General features: G+C 66.8%; 13 protein-coding genes. 12 read left to right on the plus strand and 1 reads right to left on the minus strand.

The features are described 5' to 3' along the window. Positions 1 to 153 precede the first annotated feature (153 nt). The 3 genes from BLU39_RS20690 to BLU39_RS20700 are packed head-to-tail and all read left to right on the plus strand — an operon-like array spanning position 154 to position 5,045. A complete protein-coding gene (locus BLU39_RS20690; protein WP_175539373.1) occupies positions 154 to 2,439 on the plus strand; it encodes an alpha,alpha-trehalose-phosphate synthase (UDP-forming) in 2,286 nt (761 codons plus the stop codon). After that, positions 2,439 to 3,200, plus strand: coding sequence for a trehalose-phosphatase (otsB, locus tag BLU39_RS20695; protein WP_092716389.1), 762 nt, complete (start codon positions 2,439 to 2,441; stop codon positions 3,198 to 3,200). The genes BLU39_RS20690 and otsB overlap by 1 nt, the downstream gene beginning before the upstream one ends. A gap of 3 nt (positions 3,201 to 3,203) precedes the next feature. Further along, positions 3,204 to 5,045 (plus strand): glycoside hydrolase family 15 protein, encoded by a 1,842-nt coding sequence (locus tag BLU39_RS20700; protein ID WP_092716391.1) that lies wholly within the window; start codon positions 3,204 to 3,206, stop codon positions 5,043 to 5,045. Positions 5,046 to 5,117: 72 nt separating this feature from the next. Here BLU39_RS20700 and BLU39_RS20705 read toward each other — a convergent pair whose 3' ends face one another. Continuing rightward, positions 5,118 to 6,038, minus strand: a complete 921-nt coding sequence (locus tag BLU39_RS20705; protein ID WP_092716393.1) for a LysR family transcriptional regulator — start codon at positions 6,036 to 6,038, stop codon at positions 5,118 to 5,120. A gap of 119 nt (positions 6,039 to 6,157) precedes the next feature. Here BLU39_RS20705 and mdcA point away from each other — a divergent pair, with 119 nt between their 5' ends. Genes mdcA through mdcH form a run of 9 tightly spaced genes read left to right on the plus strand, consistent with a single transcriptional unit; the run spans position 6,158 to position 13,435 of the window. Next, complete coding sequence (gene mdcA, locus BLU39_RS20710; RefSeq protein WP_092716395.1) at positions 6,158 to 7,831, plus strand: malonate decarboxylase subunit alpha; 1,674 nt, start codon at positions 6,158 to 6,160, stop codon at positions 7,829 to 7,831. Positions 7,832 to 7,851: 20 nt separating this feature from the next. Beyond that, positions 7,852 to 8,718, plus strand: coding sequence for a triphosphoribosyl-dephospho-CoA synthase (locus BLU39_RS20715; RefSeq protein WP_254789029.1), 867 nt, complete (start codon positions 7,852 to 7,854; stop codon positions 8,716 to 8,718). Continuing rightward, positions 8,705 to 9,013 carry a malonate decarboxylase subunit delta gene (locus BLU39_RS20720; RefSeq protein ID WP_092716399.1) on the plus strand — a complete coding sequence of 103 codons (309 nt, stop codon included), beginning with the start codon at positions 8,705 to 8,707 and terminating at the stop codon, positions 9,011 to 9,013. Before BLU39_RS20715 ends, BLU39_RS20720 begins: the two co-directional genes overlap by 14 nt. Next, positions 9,010 to 9,864 (plus strand): biotin-independent malonate decarboxylase subunit beta, encoded by an 855-nt coding sequence (locus tag BLU39_RS20725; protein WP_092716401.1) that lies wholly within the window; start codon positions 9,010 to 9,012, stop codon positions 9,862 to 9,864. The genes BLU39_RS20720 and BLU39_RS20725 overlap by 4 nt, the downstream gene beginning before the upstream one ends. Beyond that, a complete protein-coding gene (mdcE, locus tag BLU39_RS20730) occupies positions 9,861 to 10,673 on the plus strand; it encodes a biotin-independent malonate decarboxylase subunit gamma (RefSeq protein ID WP_092716403.1) in 813 nt (270 codons plus the stop codon). The genes BLU39_RS20725 and mdcE overlap by 4 nt, the downstream gene beginning before the upstream one ends. A 54-nt stretch (positions 10,674 to 10,727) precedes the next feature. Next, positions 10,728 to 11,141 carry a malonate transporter subunit MadL gene (madL, locus tag BLU39_RS20735; protein WP_092716405.1) on the plus strand — a complete coding sequence of 138 codons (414 nt, stop codon included), beginning with the start codon at positions 10,728 to 10,730 and terminating at the stop codon, positions 11,139 to 11,141. After that, on the plus strand, positions 11,134 to 11,898 hold the full coding sequence (gene madM / locus BLU39_RS20740) for a malonate transporter subunit MadM (protein ID WP_034751139.1): 765 nt from the start codon (positions 11,134 to 11,136) through the stop codon (positions 11,896 to 11,898). Before madL ends, madM begins: the two co-directional genes overlap by 8 nt. Further along, the gene (locus BLU39_RS20745; RefSeq protein WP_092716407.1) at positions 11,898 to 12,506 is read left to right on the plus strand and encodes a malonate decarboxylase holo-ACP synthase; all 609 of its coding nucleotides are present in this window, start codon (positions 11,898 to 11,900) and stop codon (positions 12,504 to 12,506) included. The genes madM and BLU39_RS20745 overlap by 1 nt, the downstream gene beginning before the upstream one ends. Then, on the plus strand, positions 12,503 to 13,435 hold the full coding sequence (gene mdcH / locus BLU39_RS20750; protein ID WP_092716409.1) for a malonate decarboxylase subunit epsilon: 933 nt from the start codon (positions 12,503 to 12,505) through the stop codon (positions 13,433 to 13,435). Before BLU39_RS20745 ends, mdcH begins: the two co-directional genes overlap by 4 nt. The last annotated feature ends 45 nt before the right edge of the window (positions 13,436 to 13,480 follow it).

The following is a 13,480-nucleotide window of genomic DNA, read 5'->3' on the forward strand; positions in this document are numbered from 1 at the left end:
GAACGGATAAGACCTGCGTCAAGGTGGATACTGGATGAAATTGCTGCGCTGCGCCATGTCACGTTGACGTTTCAATACGGAAATCAAACGGGCGTCGCCGCAGTGGAAACATAGTCATACTTGCCATGCTTTTTGTTTTTGCAAAGGAAAACGATGATAGTACGATCACTCCGAATGTCCTTGCGCTTCATCCTGCCGCTGGCCCTGGTGCTGGGATTGTTTGCCTATATTGTGGTACCCCTGCTCGACAACATCACCCTGCGCTGGTACGTGCGCGACCTCGACAGCCGGGCTGAATTGCTTGCTGGCACTCTCCGACCCTCGCTGACCGAATATCTGCCCGCCCAGGACGCCACGCGCATCGGCGAACTGTTCCAGGGCGCGACGCGCGACGAACGCCTGATCGCCATCGGCTTTTGCGACAACGCGGGCCATTTGCTGTACCACTCGCTCGAGTACCCGGCCTCGATCGGCTGCTGGAGCACGCCTCCCACGGGCGGCCTGTACAAATCCCTGGCGCAATTGCCGCAAGGGCAAGTCCACATCAGTGAAACGCCCGTGATGCAGGATGCGTCCCAGCTGGGCCGTCTGGTGCTGGTGCAGGACATGAGCTTTGTCGAACGCCGCAATACCGATACCAAGCGCTTCATCTTTGCCTTCCTGGCCGTGCTGGCCGTACTGATTTCCCTGATGACCGTGTTCGTGGCCCACCTGAGCTGGCGCGGCTGGCTGGCGGCCGTCAAGGACATCCTGCGCGGTGAATTGCTGTCGAAGAACAATCCCGCCGTTGCCGCCGCCGCACCGGCCGCCGCGCCCGCGCCGCCGCCGGAAATGCAGCCGCTGATCGGCGACTTGCGCGAATTGCTGCAGGAATACCATCTGGAACGCCAGGGCGATAACGGCTGGTCGGCCGACTGGACGCCGGACAAGCTGCGCGCCCTGCTGGAAGCGGACCTGTCCGGCGACCAGGTGCTCGTGGTGTCGAACCGCGAGCCGTACATCCACACCAAAACGGAGACCGGTGTTGCGGTGCAGCGTCCCGCCAGCGGCCTGGTGACGGCCGTGGAAGCGGTGATGCGGGCGTGCTCCGGCACGTGGATCGCGCATGGGGCCGGTTCCGCCGACCGCGAGACGGTGGATAAATTCGACCACGTGCCCGTGCCGCCGGACAATCCCAGCTATACCTTGCGCCGCGTGTGGCTGACGGAAGAGGAAGAGCAGGGCTATTATTATGGCTTCGCCAATGAAGGCATGTGGCCGCTGTGCCATATCGCCCACGTGCGCCCCGTGTTCCGCTCGTCCGACTGGGAACAGTATGTGAAAGTCAACCGCCGCTTTGCCGATGCCGTGATCGCCGAGGCGAAGACGGACAACCCCGTCGTGCTAGTGCAGGATTACCATTTCGCCTTGCTGCCGCGCATGGTGCGCGAAGCCTTGCCGAAGGCGACGATTATTACTTTCTGGCATATCCCCTGGCCAAACTCGGAATCGTTCGGCATTTGCCCCTGGCGCGAAGAAATCCTCGACGGCTTGCTGGGCAGTACGATCCTCGGCTTCCACACGCCGTTCCACCGCAAGAATTTCCTCGAAACGGTGGATCGCTACCTGGAAACGCGCATCGAGCCGGAAGCGTCGACCATTTCCTATGGCGGCGAGATGACGCAGGTCGAGGATTACCCGATTTCCATCGCCTGGCCGGAAGACAAGCCGGACCAGCCCGACGTGGCCACGTGCCGCGCGCAAATCCGCAGCGAGCTGGGCGTGGCGCCCGACCACTTGCTGGGCATCGGCGTGGACCGCCTCGACTATACGAAAGGCATCGTCGAGCGCTTCCAGGCCGTCGAGCGCATGCTGGAACAGCAGCCCGGCATGGTCGGCAACTTTACCTTCGTGCAAATCGCCGCCCCCAGCCGCGCGTCGCTCGACGAATACCAGAGTTTCGACGCCAGGGTGCGCAAGATGGTCGAGCGCATCAACCGCCGCTTCGGCGGCGGCAACTACGTGCCCATCCTGCTCAAAGCCGAACACCATGGACAGGACGACTTGCAGCGCTATTTCCGCGCCTCCGAAGTGTGCATGGTGACGAGCTTGCATGACGGCATGAACCTGGTGGCCAAGGAATTCATCGCCGCGCGCGACGACGAGCTGGGCGTGCTGGTGCTGAGTCAGTTCACGGGCGCCGCGCGCGAGCTGCACGAAGCGCTGATCATCAATCCGTATCACATCGAGCAGGGCGCCGAAGCCCTGTACCGCGCCCTCGTGATGCCGCCTGTGGAACAGCGCGAGCGCATGAAGAGCATGCGGGCCCGCGTGAAACATTTCAATGTCTACCGCTGGGCCGGGCGCATGCTGCTCGATGCGGCCCGTCTGCGCCAGCGCGACAAGGTCATGACCAAGATCGACGCCCACAGCCGCATCAAGCGGCGCAAGGGGATCTGATGGCGGAGATTCCTGACGATAGCGCAGCCTTGCTGCAACTGCTGAGTACGCCCGGCAGCGCCGTCTTCTTCGACTTCGACGGCACCCTCGTTGACCTGGCGCCCACGCCCGACGGCGTGCGCCTGGAAGCGGGCGTGGTCGACGCGCTGATGCTGCTGGCGCGCTGGCATGGCGGCGCGCTGGCCCTCGTTTCCGGCCGCCCCGTGGCGCAGATCGACGCCATGCTGGCGCCCCTGATCCTGCCCGTGGCCGGCGTGCACGGCGTGGAGCGGCGCGGCGCCGATGGCACGCGGCATGTGGCGGCCACGCCCGACGTATCGCTCGTGCTGGCCCATGCCCGCGCGCTGGCGGCGAGGTACCCCGGCTTGCTGGTGGAACACAAGCGCGGCGCCGTGGCCCTGCATTACCGTCTCGCGCCGGAACTGGAGCAGCTGTGCCTGCAGGAAATGACGGTGGCCGTGCAAGCGTGCCCCGGTCTTTTGCTGTTGCATGGCAAAATGGTTCTGGAAGCCAAGCCGGCCGCCACGGACAAGGGCGGCGCCATCGCCGCCTTCATGGCCGAGGCGCCGTTCAAGGGACGCCGGCCCGTGTTCGCGGGCGACGATACCACCGACGAGGCAGGCTTTGCCTATGTTCAACAAATTGGGGGGCAGGGCGTGAAAGTGGGCAGCGGCCCCAGCGCCGCCAGCCTGCGCCTGGCCAGCCCGGACGTCTTGCGCACCGTATTGCTGGCCGCGTCCGTATCCCCGTTCAAGGAGTAGCCGATGACGACATCGTATGACACCCCCAGCGGCGCCAACGCGCCCGCCGCCAGTGCGCCACCGGCGCAAGCGTCGCTCAATTGCGGCGTGGTGGGCAATTGCGCCTTCAGCGCCCTGATCGACCAGGCGGGGCAGGTCGTCTGGTCCTGCCTGCCCCGTTTCGATGGCGACCCCGTCTTCAATACCTTGCTGGACGACACGGAAAACGGCAGCGTGTGGGCCATCGACATCGAGAATTTTGCCCGCAGCGAACAGTTCTATGAACCGAACACGGCCGTGCTGCGCACGCGGCTGTACGACAAGGATGGGCGCGGCGTGGAAATCACGGACTTCGCGCCCCGCTTCCTCAGCCGCGACCGCATGTTCCGCCCGCTGATGCTGATCCGCCGCGTGCGTCCGCTCGACCACGCCGTGCGCATCCGCGTGCGCCTGCGCCCCCGCTACGACTGGGGCAAGCTGGCGCCGCAGGTCACGCAGGGCAGCCACCACATCCGCTACGTGGGGCCGGAACAGACCTTGCGCCTGAATACCGATGTTTCGCTCAACTATGTGCTGAGCGAAACGTATTTCGTGCTGGGCGGCACGGCCAACTTCCTGCTGGGTCCCGATGAAACCTTGGCCGGCGGCATCGACGAGACGGCGCGCATCTTCGAAAAGGAAACCATCAACTACTGGCGCACCTACACGCGCCGCCTGGCCGTGCCGCTGGAATGGCAGGACGTGGTCATCCGCGCGGCCATTACATTAAAACTGTCTTTATATGAGGATACGGGCGCCATCATCGCCGCCATGACGACGAGCATCCCGGAAGCGCCCGGCAGCAGCCGCAACTGGGATTACCGCTACTGCTGGCTGCGCGACGCCTTCTTTGTCGTGCGCGCACTCAATAGTTTGTCCGAAGTGGGCACGATGGAAGAATATTTGCGCTGGCTGACGAATATCGTCGCCCGCTCGAAAGGCGGCCACATCCAGCCCCTGTACGGCATCGGCCTGGAAGAGCAGTTGCCCGAATCCATGCTCGAGCACTTGCCCGGCTACCGCGGCAATGGCCCCGTGCGCGTGGGCAACCAGGCGCAGGAACATTTCCAGCACGACGTCTATGGCAACATCGTCCTGGGTGCGGCGCAGGCTTTCCTCGACCATCGATTGTTCCACCGGGGCGGAAAAGCCGAGTTCGCCGCACTGGAAGCCGTGGGCGACCAGGCTTTCAAATTGCACGCGGAACCGGACGCGGGCATGTGGGAGCTGCGCACGCGGGCCAGGGTCCACACCTCGTCCATGCTGATGAGCTGGGCCGCCTGCGACCGCCTGGCCAAGGTCGCCCATACACTGGGCTTGCCGGACCGCGCCGAGCATTGGAACAGCCGCGCCGTGCTGATCCGTGAACGCCTGCTGCGCGAAGCGTGGAGCGAGGAACGCCAGGCCTTCGCGGAAAGCCTGGGCGGGCGCGACCTCGACGCCTCCGTGCTGCTGATGGCGGAAGTCAACTTCATCGACCCCATGGACCCCCGTTTCATCGCCACCGTCGACGCGCTGGAAGCCTCGCTGTGCGACGGCCCCTACATGCGCCGCTACGAAGCGCCCGACGACTTCGGCAAACCGGAAACGGCCTTCAACATCTGCACCTTCTGGCGCATCGACGCCCTGGCCCGCATCGGCAGGAAGGACGAAGCGCGCAAGATCTTCGAAACCATGCTGCTGGCGCGCAACCACCTGGGTTTGCTGTCGGAGGATACGCATCCCGTGACGGGCGAGATGTGGGGCAATTTTCCGCAGACGTATTCGATGGTGGGCCTCATCAACTGCGCCGTGCGCTTGTCGGCGCCTTGGGATAGCGCGGTGTAAGCTCACCCCAAAAGCAAGTTCCGGGGTCGGACCCTCAGGGTCCGACCCCAGTCCTTTCAGGGTTAAGGGTAATCATGCGCCAGCAGGTTCGCGCCGTCCATACAACCGGCACTCCGCCGCCAGCGCCAGCAAATTCGGGTCGCGCTCGCGGCTGCTCAGCATCAGCAGGGTGATTTGCTGGTGCGAGCCGTAGCGCGCGTCGAGAGGCAGCAGTTCGATGCGCGAACTGAAGGCGCGCACGCGGCCCGGCAGCAGGCTGTAGCCGATGCCGCCGCTGACCAGGTTGATCAGCGAGAAGATGTCGCCCACCCGCATGGCCGTGTCGGGCACGAAGCCTGCCAGGTCGAACGCGTGGTTGAAGCTTTGCGAGGTGACGAACCCCTCGTTGAGGGTGACGAATTTGTCATTGCGCAGCTGCTGCAAGTCCACCGAGGCGGCGCCCGCATAGGGCGAGGCTAGCGGCGCGGCCAGGTAGACGTCGTCCTGGAACAGGGGCACGGCGACCAATCCCGGGTGCTGTTCTTCTTCCTGCACGCCGACGATGATGGCGTCCAGCCTGCCGTCGGCCAGGCTTTGCAGCAGTTCGCGGTTCGAGCCCAGGGTCAGGTCGATGTCGAGGCCGGGCCGGCGCAGTTTCAGGGCGATCACCAGCTGCGGGATGCAGTGCAGGGTCAAGGAATACAGCGAGCCGATCTTCAGGCGCACGGGGTTGATGCCCGACATTTCGCGCACCTTGCGCACGCCTTCCTCGCACTCGGCCAGCGCGCGCCGCGCCGATTCGGCAAAGGTGTAGGCCGCATGCAGGGGGATCAGGCTGCGGCCCTCGCGCTTGAACAGGGGGCAGCGCAAGCCGTCTTCCAGCGAGTGCAGGGCGCGGTGCACGCTGACCGTGCTCTGGCCCAGCGCGTCGGCCACCCGCGCCAGATTGTTCAATTCCATAAAGCTGAGAAAAACCTCGAGTTTTTTCAAGGTGATTTCTTCATTGATGGCCATGGTTAGCCTCTTTCAAGGGAGTTCATTAACTTCAGGGTAATGAACATGGTAACAGGTTGATTGTCGCGTCTCCGTTTTGGCTCTATCGTCAGGGTTCGATAGCTCAATTCGGAGGCAAGATGTCAACCGCCACAGCAGCGCCAGCGCAGCGGCAAAAACAATGGGACACGCGGCGCACCGAGAAGCGCCGCCGCCTGGAAGCCGTGCGCCAGTACGCGAGCGGCCCCGTGCTGCAGCAGGGCGACATGGTCGCCGTGCTCGAAGCCCTGCTGGCGCCGGGCGACCGCGTCGTCCTCGAAGGCAATAACCAGAAGCAGGCCGATTTCCTCGCCCGCATGCTGACGCAGGTCAACCCTGACAAGATCCATCATCTGCACCTGATCATGCCCAGCGTCAGCTTGCCCGAGCATCTGGACCTGTTCGAGCGGGGCATCGCCCGCAAGCTCGATTTCTCATTTGCCGGCACGCAAAGCTTGCGCATCGCCCAGTTCCTGCAGGATGGCTTGCTCGAAGTGGGCGCCATCCACACCTATATCGAACTGTATGCGCGCCTGTTCGTCGACCTCACGCCCAACGTCGTCATGGTGGCCGGCTACATGGCCGACCGCCAGGGCAATCTGTACACGGGCCCCAGCACCGAGGATACGCCCACTTTGGTGGAATCGGCCGCCTTCCGCGACGGCATCGTCATCGCCCAGGTCAATCAGATCGTCGACGACGTCAGCGATTTACCCAGGGTCGACGTGCCCGGCTCGTGGATCGATTTCGTCGTGCAGTCCGACAAACCGTTTTTCATCGAACCCTTGTTCACCCGCGACCCGCGCGTGATCAAGCCCGTGCACGTGCTGATGGCCATGATGGCGATCCGCGGCGTGTATGAAAAACACCAGGTGCAGTCGCTCAATCACGGCATCGGTTTCAATACGGCCGCCATCGAGCTGATTCTGCCCACGTATGGTGAACAATTGGGCTTGAAGGGCAAGATTTGCCGCAACTGGGTGCTCAACCCGCATCCCACCCTGATACCGGCCATCGAGACGGGCTGGGTCGAGAGCGTGCACTGCTTCGGCGCGGAACTGGGCATGGAAGGCTATGCAGCCGCCCGGCCCGACGTGTTCTTCACGGGCCGCGACGGCTCCATGCGCTCGAACCGCGCCCTGTGCCAGCTGGCCGGCCAGTACGCGGTCGACCTGTTCATCGGCGCCACCTTGCAGATGGATGGCGTAGGTAACTCGTCCACCGTGACGAATGGCCGGCTGGCCGGCTTTGGCGGCGCGCCGAACATGGGGCACGACCCGCATGGCCGGCGCCATCCGACGCCGGCCTGGCTGGACCTGATCGAGACGGACGATCCGCTCGCGCGCGGCAAGAAGCTGGTGGTGCAGATGGTCGAAACGTTCCAGGATGGCGGCCAGCCGACCATCGTCGAATCGCTCGATGCCGTGGCCGTGGGGCAGGCCAGCGGCATGCCGCTGGCGCCCGTGATGATCTATGGCGACGACGTCACCCACGTGCTGACGGAAGAGGGCATCGCCTACCTGTACAAGGCCCGGTCGCTCGACGAGCGCAAGGCCATGCTGGCGGCGGTCGCCGGCGTGACGCCCATCGGCCTGCGCCACGACCCGAAGACGACGGCCAAATTGCGCGCCGACGGCCTGATCGCGCTGCCCGAGGACATCGGCGTGCAGCGCGGCGCGGCGAACCGCTCGCTGCTGGCCGCGAAAAGCATCGCCGACCTGGTCGAATGGTCGGACGGCCTGTATCAACCACCCGCCAAATTCAGGAGCTGGTAATGATTGCAATGAGCACAATGATGACGATGACGCCGGTGCGGGAACGCTGCGCCGCGTTGGGACGGCAAGTGCTGCAGGCGCTGCTCGATGAAGTGACCTTGACGCCGAAACCGGGCCTGGTCGATTTGCGCAGCCGTGGCGCGCACACGGACTTGAACTGGGCCCTGATGTGCCATTCGGCCTGTGTGCTGGAGCCCGTGTTTGCCGCCATGGCCGACGCCGGCGCGCGCAGTGAAGATGACGACCTGCTGCGCCAGCGCATCGGCGCCATCGGCCGCGACGGCGAGGCGCTGATGCTGGCAGCGACGGGCGGCGTGAACACGCACCGTGGCGCCATCTGGGCGCTGGGCCTCCTGGTGACGGCGGCGGCGCATCAGGGCGCGCGCGGCGCGTCGCTGGTACCAACAGCCGTGGCGGCGCGGGCTGGTGCGCTGGCCCGTTTGCACGACCGCGGCGCGCCTGGCGCCACCGGCAACAAGGGCGAGCTGGCCTGCCGCCAGTATCAGGTCGACGGCGCGCGGGGCCAGGCCCGCGCCGGCTTTCCCCTGGTGACGGGTGCCGGATTGCCCGCCTTGCACGCCTCGCGGGCGCGCGGCGACAACGAGACGACGGCGCGCCTGAACGCCTTGCTGGCGATCGTCAGCCGGCTGGACGATACCTGCGTGCTGTCGCGCGGCGGCGAGCCGGCCTTGCTGGCACTGCAAACGGGTGCGGCGCGGGTGCTGGCCGCCGGCGGCGTGGCCACTGCCGCCGGTACCGAGGCGCTGCTGGCGCTGGAAGCGGTGGCGCTGGCGCGCGGCGTCTCGCCGGGCGGCGCGGCCGATCTGCTGGCCGCGACCCTGTTCCTCGACCGATTGACACAAGGAGAAGCGCATGGAAACGCGTGACTATACATTCCCGGCCGGCCAGCCGGCATCAGGGCGCGCGCTGGCTGGCGTCGTCGGCTCGGGCGACCTGGAAGTGCTGCTGCAGCCAGGCAGCGATGGCGTGACCCGCATCGTCGTCAACACCTGCGTCGATGGCAAGGGCGCCGTGTGGGACGCGCTGTTGCAGCGCGTATTCGGCGGCGAGCCGCTGCCGGCGGCGCGCATCGTCATCAATGATTGCGGCGCCACGCCGGGCGTGGTGCGCATGCGCATCGAGCAAGCCTACGAAGCATTGCAAGCGGGGAGGACGGCATGAGCACACTGCAGCAATTACTCGAGCGCGACAGCTTCATCGAACGGGGCGCGCGCAGCCGGGCCAAGGCCCTGCTGGATGCGGGCAGCATGCGCGAACTGCTCGACCCGTTCTGCGGCATCGCGTCGCCCTGGCTGCCGCAGCAAGGCGTGACGGCCCAGGCGGACGACGGCGTGGTGGTGGCCAAGGGCCTGTTCGGCGGCCAGCCGGCCGTCGTGCTGGCCATCGAGGGCGCCTACCAGGGCGGCAGCATGGGCGAAGTGGGCGGCGCGAAGATCGCCGGCGCGCTGGAACTGGCGGCGCGCGACAACCGCAACGGCGTGCCGACGCGCGCCGTGATCCTGTTCGAAACGGGCGGCGTGCGCCTGCAGGAAGCCAACCTGGGTCTGGCGGCCATCGCCGATATCCATGCGGCCATCGTCGACTTGCGCCGCTACCAGCCCGTGATCGGGATCACGGCCGGCACCGTCGGCTGCTACGGCGGCATGTCGATCGCGGCGGGCCTGTGCAGCTATCTGGTCGTCACGCGCGAGGCGCGCCTGGGCCTCAACGGCCCGGCCGTCATCGAGCAGGAGGCGGGCGTGGACGAATTCGACTCGCGCAACAAACCGTTCATCTGGAGCCTGACGGGCGGCGAGCAGCGCTTCCACAGCGGCCTGGCCGACGCCTACGTGGAAGACGACACGGCGCAGATGCGCGCCACCGTCGCCGAATTGTTCGCGCGCGGCGTGCCGGCACAGCACCGCAGCAGCCAGGCCGACGATTTTCTCGCCCGCTTGGCGCAAGTGGACGCCGGCCCGCAAGCCACGCCGCAAGCCGTGCGCGCCATCTACAGCAAAGGAGTTGCGGCATGAACGCCATCACCGATACGAGCCGGGGCGCCGTCTGGCTCGCGGCACTGACACAGCATGCCGCGCCGCTGCCTGATTACCCGTCTGCCGTGCGCGTGGTCGACGCGCCGCTGGCGGGAGAAACTGCGCGCTACCTTGCCGTGCTGCCCGACCCGGACAACCGTTTTACGCGAGCACGCTCGGGCGAAGTCGGCCTGGTCGAGGCATGGCAGCTGGCGCGCGCCGTGCAGCAGGTGGTGCTTGAAGACCACTCGCTGGCCGTGAAACGGCCCATCGTCGCCGTCATCGACGTGGCCAGCCAGGCGTACGGCCGGCGCGAAGAAGCGTACGGCATCCACCAGGCGCTGGCCGGCGCGGCAGGCGCTTACGCCGAGGCGCGCCTGGCCGGCCATCCCGTGATCGGCCTGATCGTCGGCAAGGCCATGTCGGGCGCCTTCCTTGCGCACGGCTACCAGGCAAACCGCCTGATCGCGCTCGACGATCCGCACGTGATGGTGCATGCGATGGGCAAGGCGTCGGCCGCCCGCATCACCCTGCGCACGGTGGAAGCGCTCGAAGCGCTGGCCGCCAGCATCGCGCCGATGGCCTACGACATTGGCAACTACGCCACCCTGGGCCTGCTGTGGCAAACCTTGCAAGTGGCGCAGCCTGACGCGCCATCGGCGCAGGACACGGCCGCCGTCGCGGCCAGCCTGCGGGCGGCCCTGGCCGACATCCGCGCCGATCCGGAGCGCGGCCTGTCCAGCCGCCTGGGCGCGCCGCACCGCCAGGCGTCGGCAAAAGTCAGGGAGGTGCTGGGGCAGCAGTGGTAGGTGAAACGAAAGAGAAGACTTAAAGTCATTCCATTCCTATAACGGAGACAAATCATGATCATTTACGGAACCGCACTGCTGGCCCTGTGCCATTTGCTCGGCATCTTCCTGGGCGACCTGCTCGGCCAGCTGATGGGCGTCAAGACCAACGTGGGCGGCGTGGGCATCGCCATGCTGCTGCTGATTTGCGCCCGGCTCTACATGCAGCGGCGCGCCTGGCTGCCGCCGATGACGGAGCGGGGCGTTGAATACTGGGGCGCCATGTATATTCCCGTGGTGGTGGCGATGGCCGCGCAGCAGGACGTGGTGGCGGCCCTGCGTGGCGGGCCGGTGGCCGTGCTGGCCGCCATCGGTTCCGTGCTTGTCTGCGGCGCCGTGATTTCCGCCATTAATCGCATGGAAAGCCCGGCTGCCGTCGCCGCCGCCGAAGCCGACCCGATGCTGATCAAGGAGCACCGTCATGCTTGAGATATTTGAAAAAGCCGCCATCCACAATGGCCTGGTGACGGCATTCGCCTTTGTCGGCCTGATCATGCTGCTGTCCGTGGCGCTGTCGAAGTATCTGACCCTGGGCCGCGTGCACGGCTCGGCCATCGCCATCGTCATCGGCCTGGGGCTTGCTTACTGGGGCGGCGTGCATAGCGGCGGCCACAAGGGACTGGCCGATCTGTCGCTGTTCGGCGGCATCGGCCTGATGGGCGGCGCCATGCTGCGCGACTTTGCCATCGTCGCCACGGCCTTCGAAGTGCAGGCGACGGAGGCACGCAAGGCTGGCCTGATCGGCGTCGTGGCGCTGATGCTGGGCGTCGTGCTGCCGTTTCTCGTCGGCGCGGGCATCGCGTATGCATTTGGCTATTCGGACGCCGTCAGCATGACCACCATCGGCGCCGGCGCCGTCACCTACATCGTCGGCCCCGTCACGGGCGCGGCCATCGGCGCCAGTTCCGATGTCATGGCCCTGAGCATTGCGGCGGGCCTCATCAAGGCCATCCTGGTGATGGTGGGCACGCCCGCCGCGGCGCGCTTTCTGCGCCTGAAAACGCCGCGCTCGGCGATGGTCTTCGGCGGCCTGGCCGGCACCGTCAGCGGCGTATCGGCCGGCCTTGCCGCCACCGACCGCAAACTGGTGCCGTATGGCGCGCTGGTGGCCACGTTTCACACGGGCCTGGGCTGCCTGCTGGGGCCATCGTTGCTGTTCTTCGCCGTCAAGGCGGTGGTGGCCTGATGTACACCTGGCGCGCGCATGATTTGCTGTGGGTGTCCGGCCTGCCGGACGGCGCATCCTTGCCCGCCTGGCTGGACTATGCCTGGCTGCAGGATGCACCCCTGGTGGTGCGGCGCGCCAGCACGGCGCCCGGGCGCATCCCCGTTGGCCTGCGGGGCATGCTGCGCAGCGAGCGGCATGCGTGCGAAGTGGATGCCGCCGCCGTCGTGCGCCGCGTGACGCCGGAAATGCTGGTGCACGCGCCGGGGCCTGGTTTTGCCTGCGCAGCACTGGACGCGCTGCGGCAAGTGGCGCCGCTGCTCGACGCCACGGGCTGGGCCTGGGGACCGACCGGCGGCGTGGGTTTCGCGCTGGCCAGCGGCTTGCCCGTGCTGCGCGCCGACAGCGACCTCGATCTCGTGCTGCGCATAGGCGCGCCGCCGGACGCCGCCCAGGCCGACACCCTGCGCGCCATCGCGGCGACCGTCACGGCGTGCCGGCTGGACCTGCAGATCGACACGGGCCTGGGCGGCTTTGCGTATGCCGAGTGGGCGGCGGGGCGGGGCCGGGTCTTGCTGAAAACGGATCGCGGACCCGTGCTGACGGCCACGCCTTGGGAGCTGGCATGAGCGTGTTATTTACCTTTCCGGGCCAGGGCGCCCAGACGCCGGGCATGCTGCATGCGTTGCCCGATGATGCTGCCGTGGCGGCGGCCCTGGCCGAAGCGGCTGAAGTGCTGGGCCACGATCCCTTGGCGCTGGACACGGCTGACGCGCTGGCCTCGACGCGGGCCGTGCAACTGTGTCTGCTGATCGCGGGCGTGGCCATGGCCCGTTCGCTGGCCGCGCGCGGCGCGCGGCCCGACATGGTGGCCGGCTTTTCCATCGGCGAGTATGCGGCGGCCGTCGTCGCCGGCGCGCTCGATTTTTGCGACGCCGTGCGCCTCGTGGCGCGGCGCGGCCAGTTGATGGAAGAGGCGTATCCCACCGGTTACGGCATGGCGGTCATCATCGGCCTGGACCTGGCGCAGCTGGAACCCTTGCTGGCCCGGGTGCATGGCGCTGCCACGCCCGTGTATATCGCCAACCTGAACGCGCCGCGCCAGATCGCCATCGCCGGCAGCGAGCCCGCCTTGCACGCCGTGATGGCGCTGGCCCTCGCGCATGGCGCCAGCAAGGCCAAGCGCCTGGCCGTCAGCGTGCCGTCGCATTGCCCGTTGATGGAAGCTGCCGCGCGCGACATGGCCGCCGCCTTCGATGGTGTCGTCGTGCGTCGGCCACCGCTCGTCTATCTGAGCAGCAGCGCGGCGCGCGCGCTGTTCGACCCGGCCCGCATCCGCGACAGCCTGGCCGCCAACATGGCGCAGCGCGTGCAGTGGAGCAGTACCGTGCGCCTGGCGTGGGAACGGGGCGCCAGGCTGGCGCTGGAAATGCCGCCCGGCAGCGTCCTGACGCGCTTGACGGCGCTAGACTTCACGGACGGCGTGGCCGTCTGCTGCGACGGCAGCCGGGGCGACAGCTTGCTGGCGCTGGTGAGGCGGGAGCGGGACGGGCCGTGATGCAGGGCAATATGGCGCAGCGCTTTACGGTAGAATCGGCTCACA

The organism is Janthinobacterium sp. OK676, assembly GCF_900103595.1.
Taxonomy (GTDB): domain Bacteria; phylum Pseudomonadota; class Gammaproteobacteria; order Burkholderiales; family Burkholderiaceae_D; genus Janthinobacterium.

What these genes read in the sequence shown, in the direction of transcription:
- BLU39_RS20690 (WP_175539373.1), top strand. Translation starts at nt 154, where the DNA reads ATGATAGTACGATCACTCCGAATGTCCTTGCGCTTCATCCTGCCGCTG.
- otsB (WP_092716389.1), top strand. Translation starts at nt 2,439, where the DNA reads ATGGCGGAGATTCCTGACGATAGCGCAGCCTTGCTGCAACTGCTGAGT.
- BLU39_RS20700 (WP_092716391.1), top strand. Translation starts at nt 3,204, where the DNA reads ATGACGACATCGTATGACACCCCCAGCGGCGCCAACGCGCCCGCCGCC.
- BLU39_RS20705 (WP_092716393.1), bottom strand. Translation starts at nt 6,038, where the DNA reads ATGGCCATCAATGAAGAAATCACCTTGAAAAAACTCGAGGTTTTTCTC.
- mdcA (WP_092716395.1), top strand. Translation starts at nt 6,158, where the DNA reads ATGTCAACCGCCACAGCAGCGCCAGCGCAGCGGCAAAAACAATGGGAC.
- BLU39_RS20715 (WP_254789029.1), top strand. Translation starts at nt 7,852, where the DNA reads ATGACGATGACGCCGGTGCGGGAACGCTGCGCCGCGTTGGGACGGCAA.
- BLU39_RS20720 (WP_092716399.1), top strand. Translation starts at nt 8,705, where the DNA reads ATGGAAACGCGTGACTATACATTCCCGGCCGGCCAGCCGGCATCAGGG.
- BLU39_RS20725 (WP_092716401.1), top strand. Translation starts at nt 9,010, where the DNA reads ATGAGCACACTGCAGCAATTACTCGAGCGCGACAGCTTCATCGAACGG.
- mdcE (WP_092716403.1), top strand. Translation starts at nt 9,861, where the DNA reads ATGAACGCCATCACCGATACGAGCCGGGGCGCCGTCTGGCTCGCGGCA.
- madL (WP_092716405.1), top strand. Translation starts at nt 10,728, where the DNA reads ATGATCATTTACGGAACCGCACTGCTGGCCCTGTGCCATTTGCTCGGC.
- madM (WP_034751139.1), top strand. Translation starts at nt 11,134, where the DNA reads ATGCTTGAGATATTTGAAAAAGCCGCCATCCACAATGGCCTGGTGACG.
- BLU39_RS20745 (WP_092716407.1), top strand. Translation starts at nt 11,898, where the DNA reads ATGTACACCTGGCGCGCGCATGATTTGCTGTGGGTGTCCGGCCTGCCG.
- mdcH (WP_092716409.1), top strand. Translation starts at nt 12,503, where the DNA reads ATGAGCGTGTTATTTACCTTTCCGGGCCAGGGCGCCCAGACGCCGGGC.